Raw genomic sequence first — 3,443 nt, forward strand, 5'->3', positions numbered from 1 at the left:
ACGCCGCCCTTGCCGGCGGTGTCACGACCCTCGAATACGATGCAGATCCGCGCGCCGGAGGCTTTCACCCACTCCTGCAGGGCGACGAGTTCGGCGTGCAGCGGCCGGAGCAGGCGGCGGTACTCCTTGTTCTTCATCGGCTCGCTCTGCATCGGCGCACCCTGTTCCGCGGCGCCGGGCTCGTGCAGCGCTGTGGAACAGGGTGCGACCGATGTAGTGTCCCCGACGTCTTACCCTGGTGTTTCTTGTGCTCGGATTTCCGTCCCACAGTTGCGCCTCAGGGCCTCTCGCGCCCGCCGCTCGGACCGCTACCCGGTCGGGGACGCGGGTGACCGGTAGTCCTGCCTTCCGCGGTCGGAGTAGTCCGGCGTCCAGGTCGACACCGCCCAGATCACCACGACGTCGAGGGCGATGATGAGCAGCGACCACCACGGGTAGTACGGCAGCCACAGGAAGTTCGCGAGAATCGAGATAGCGGCGACCACGATCGCCGAGACCCGCGCCCATCCCGCTCCGGTGAACAGCGCGAGACCGACTACCGCGACCAGCACGCCCAGCACGATGTGAATCCAACCCCAGGTGGTGAGGTCGAACTTGTAGGTGTACTCCAACCCCACTACGAATACCTCGTTCTCGGCGACCGCAGCGACACCTTGGAAAAACTGGATGATGCCAACGGTGACCATGATGATGGCCGCTCCGATCGCCGTGCCTGCTGCGACACCCTGCTTGACCGACATTGGTTCGGACATGTGTGTCCCCTTCCTGGCGGCGGGCCGACTGGTCCGGTACTGCTATCCTGCACCGCTTCGCCCGGCCTTCGTCGCAGAATGAGCGGTTCCGACAAGCCTGGATGTGGCATTGCCTCCAGATCCGGCGGAGGTCGCCTGCGACTGTCCGAAGCGTGTTGTTCTCCGAGTCCGTTTCGAGACTTGACCGCTGCTCACAGCGAGGATGACGATGAATCGATGACCGCCGATGACGAATTGCTCCAAGTCGAAAAGGTCATCGCGCGGCTGATCACTCGGTACCCGTCCATCTCACCCGCGGACATCGAGGACGCAGTGCGCACCATTCACAAGCGTTTCGCAACTGGCAGGATTCGTGACTTCGTGCCGCTGCTCGTCGAGAAGGCTGCCAGGCGAGACATCGCCGACCAGTGGCAGCCGAACCCGTCTTCCCACCCGCGGTGCCGGATCTCGGATGAGGCACCGCATCTACGGTGAAAATGCGCTCTCGCCGTTCCTGCAAGTGGGATACTGAAACTCCCCGGGAGGGATCGTCGCTGCCGGGATCGAAGAAAACGGCGGCCACCGCACGCTCAACCGCTGCTGTCTCCGGAAGAGAGGTCCTGCCGTGAACGACACCGAATTCGACGAGCTCGGTCCCATCGACTATCTCGTCGTGGAGTTCCCCGCCGACCGGCAACCCGATGGGTCCGCACTGCCGCACCTGATCGACCTGGTCGAGCGACAGATCATCCGGGTGCTCGATCTGGTCTTCGTCCGAAAGGAAACCGACGGCTCTCTGACCAGGATCGCGGTCGAGGACCTCGGCTTCGAGGGCGCCATCGACGTGACGCTGTTCGCCGAGGCGACGTCTGGTCTGATCGACCGGCCCGACCTCGAGGAAGCCGCATCCGTTCTCGAACCCGGATGCTCCGGAGCGGTCCTCGTCTACGAGAACCGTTGGGCGGCACCGTTCGCCTCGGCCCTACGGCGTGAGGGTGCCCAACTCGTCGCCTCCGGCCGCATCCCCATCCAGGGCATCCTGGCGGCGCTCGACGCGCTCGACGCTGCCAGCTGACCACTCGAGAGCTGAGGAGCACACAATGCCAGGACTCCTGCGCGGGGTAGCCCGCACCGCCGTGGTGGCGGGCACAGCGACCGCCGTCTCCAACCGGGTCTCGCGGCGGCAAGGCCAGCGCTGGTCGGCGAATGAACCCGCCCCACAGTACGAGGCGCCGCCGCCACCGCAAGCACCGCCGCCACCACCACCACCCGCACCGTCGTCCGGGGGCATCGATCGCATTGCCGCCCTGAAACAGCTCGGTGAACTCCGCGATCAGGGAGTCCTCACCGAGGAAGAATTCACCGCCGAGAAGGCCAGAATCCTGGCCTCCTGACCGCAACACCGAGTGGACGGAGCGCCGAAAATGGAAGGTTTCTGGGAGTTCTTCTGGTTCATCTTCGTCTGTTTCGCCTTCGTGGCGTACCTGAGTGTGCTGTTCTCGATCATCACCGACCTGTTCCGGGACCACAAGACGTCGGGGTGGGTGAAGGCGATCTGGATCTTCTTCCTGTTCTTCGTTCCCTTCTTGTCGGCGCTGATCTACGTGATCGTCAAGGGTGACGGCATGGCGAGGCGGTCGATGGCCGCCGCCCAGCAGATGAAGCAGGCTCAGGACACCTACATCCGGGACGTCGCCGGGAAGTCTCCGGCTCAGCAGATCTCGGATGCGAAGGCGCTGCTCGATTCCGGGACGATCACCGACGAGGAGTTCCAAGCAATCAAGGCGAACACCCTCACGTAGGCCACACCGTAGGATCTGTCATCGACGGATCTGTCATCGACACCGGGGGAACGTGTTCACCGGTTGCGGGTTTTGAAGGTCACCCCGCAGTCGCCCGCTCGGTGGTGTCCCGCGCGGTGGATGTGCGGGCGGGACGGATCAGCAGTTCGAGAGCCAGGAGTGCGAGCAGAGCGCCGAGCACGATCCACAGAACGACGAGACCGGTGGGGTAGCGCCAGAACATCAGCATCAGAGCTGCTATCCCGATGATCGTGCAGCGTAGTGGAACTCGCAGCTGATTGGCCCACCGCTCCACCTCGTTCGGCGGCCGGCCGCTGCCGGATCGCCGGACGGAGTCCAGTGCCTGCCCGAACCCGCGACGCACGGCGGTTGCCGAGGACGAGCCGCCGGTGAGGTAGGCGCCGATCGCGATCACCAGACCGAGCACCGCGACTGCTCGCAGACTCGTGCGCAGCGGGACCAGGACGGTGTCGATGACCGCTCTCGCGGCGTCGGGAGACAGGATGTCGGGTGGGACGCTGTCGAGGTAGATCGCGCGTCCGACGAGAATCCCGACGGCGAGGACGAGCATCCCCAGGGCGATCGAGAGGCCGGCGAGGGAGAGGGCCCGCAGCCGCCGGCCGGTGGGGGCGACGGCGACAGCGGCGGCCGCGCAGGCGATGCCCAGCCACGGCAGCACAGCCGAGACCTTGTCCAGCGCATTGACGGCGCGTTGCGCTCTCACCAGTTCAGGGGACTGGAACAGCACGAATTGCTTGTCGACCGCGGGGATCTTGTCGGCGAACGCGAAACCCCGTTCGACGAGTGCGGCCTTCACCCTGTCGATGATCGTCCCCAGCGAGATGCTGACGGTGCCACTCCGGTCGACCTCCACCGAACTGACACCGTAGTTCCCCGTCACCACCGCCAC

General features: G+C 65.2%; 5 protein-coding genes and 2 pseudogenes. 4 read left to right on the forward strand and 3 right to left on the reverse strand.

Annotated features, from left to right (window positions below; all coding sequences use genetic code 11):
- A pseudogene (locus WAW17_RS04945) lies at positions 1 to 152 on the reverse strand (polyphosphate kinase 2); the annotation flags it as partial.
- A gap of 156 nt (positions 153 to 308) precedes the next feature.
- Entirely contained in the window at positions 309 to 752 is a 444-nt protein-coding gene (locus WAW17_RS04950; protein WP_422331892.1) for a DUF7144 family membrane protein, read from the reverse strand.
- A gap of 216 nt (positions 753 to 968) precedes the next feature.
- Here WAW17_RS04950 and WAW17_RS04955 point away from each other — a divergent pair, with 216 nt between their 5' ends.
- The 4 genes from WAW17_RS04955 to WAW17_RS04970 all read left to right on the forward strand — a co-directional run bounded on the left by WAW17_RS04955 (position 969) and on the right by WAW17_RS04970 (position 2,533).
- Entirely contained in the window at positions 969 to 1,226 is a 258-nt protein-coding gene (locus WAW17_RS04955; protein ID WP_422331893.1) for a three-helix bundle dimerization domain-containing protein, read from the forward strand.
- 130 nt (positions 1,227 to 1,356) lie between these two features.
- Positions 1,357 to 1,806, forward strand: a complete 450-nt coding sequence (locus tag WAW17_RS04960) for a DUF6325 family protein (protein ID WP_422331894.1) — start codon at positions 1,357 to 1,359, stop codon at positions 1,804 to 1,806.
- 25 nt (positions 1,807 to 1,831) lie between these two features.
- A complete protein-coding gene (locus tag WAW17_RS04965) occupies positions 1,832 to 2,125 on the forward strand; it encodes an SHOCT domain-containing protein (RefSeq protein WP_422331895.1) in 294 nt (97 codons plus the stop codon).
- Between the two features lie 30 nt (positions 2,126 to 2,155).
- Positions 2,156 to 2,533, forward strand: coding sequence for an SHOCT domain-containing protein (locus WAW17_RS04970; protein WP_422331896.1), 378 nt, complete (start codon positions 2,156 to 2,158; stop codon positions 2,531 to 2,533).
- 79 nt (positions 2,534 to 2,612) lie between these two features.
- Here WAW17_RS04970 and WAW17_RS04975 read toward each other — a convergent pair.
- Positions 2,613 to 3,443, reverse strand: a pseudogene (locus WAW17_RS04975) (hypothetical protein); the annotation flags it as partial.

This window comes from Rhodococcus sp. (in: high G+C Gram-positive bacteria) (genome assembly GCF_049286785.1).
Classification (GTDB): domain Bacteria; phylum Actinomycetota; class Actinomycetes; order Mycobacteriales; family Mycobacteriaceae; genus Rhodococcus_F.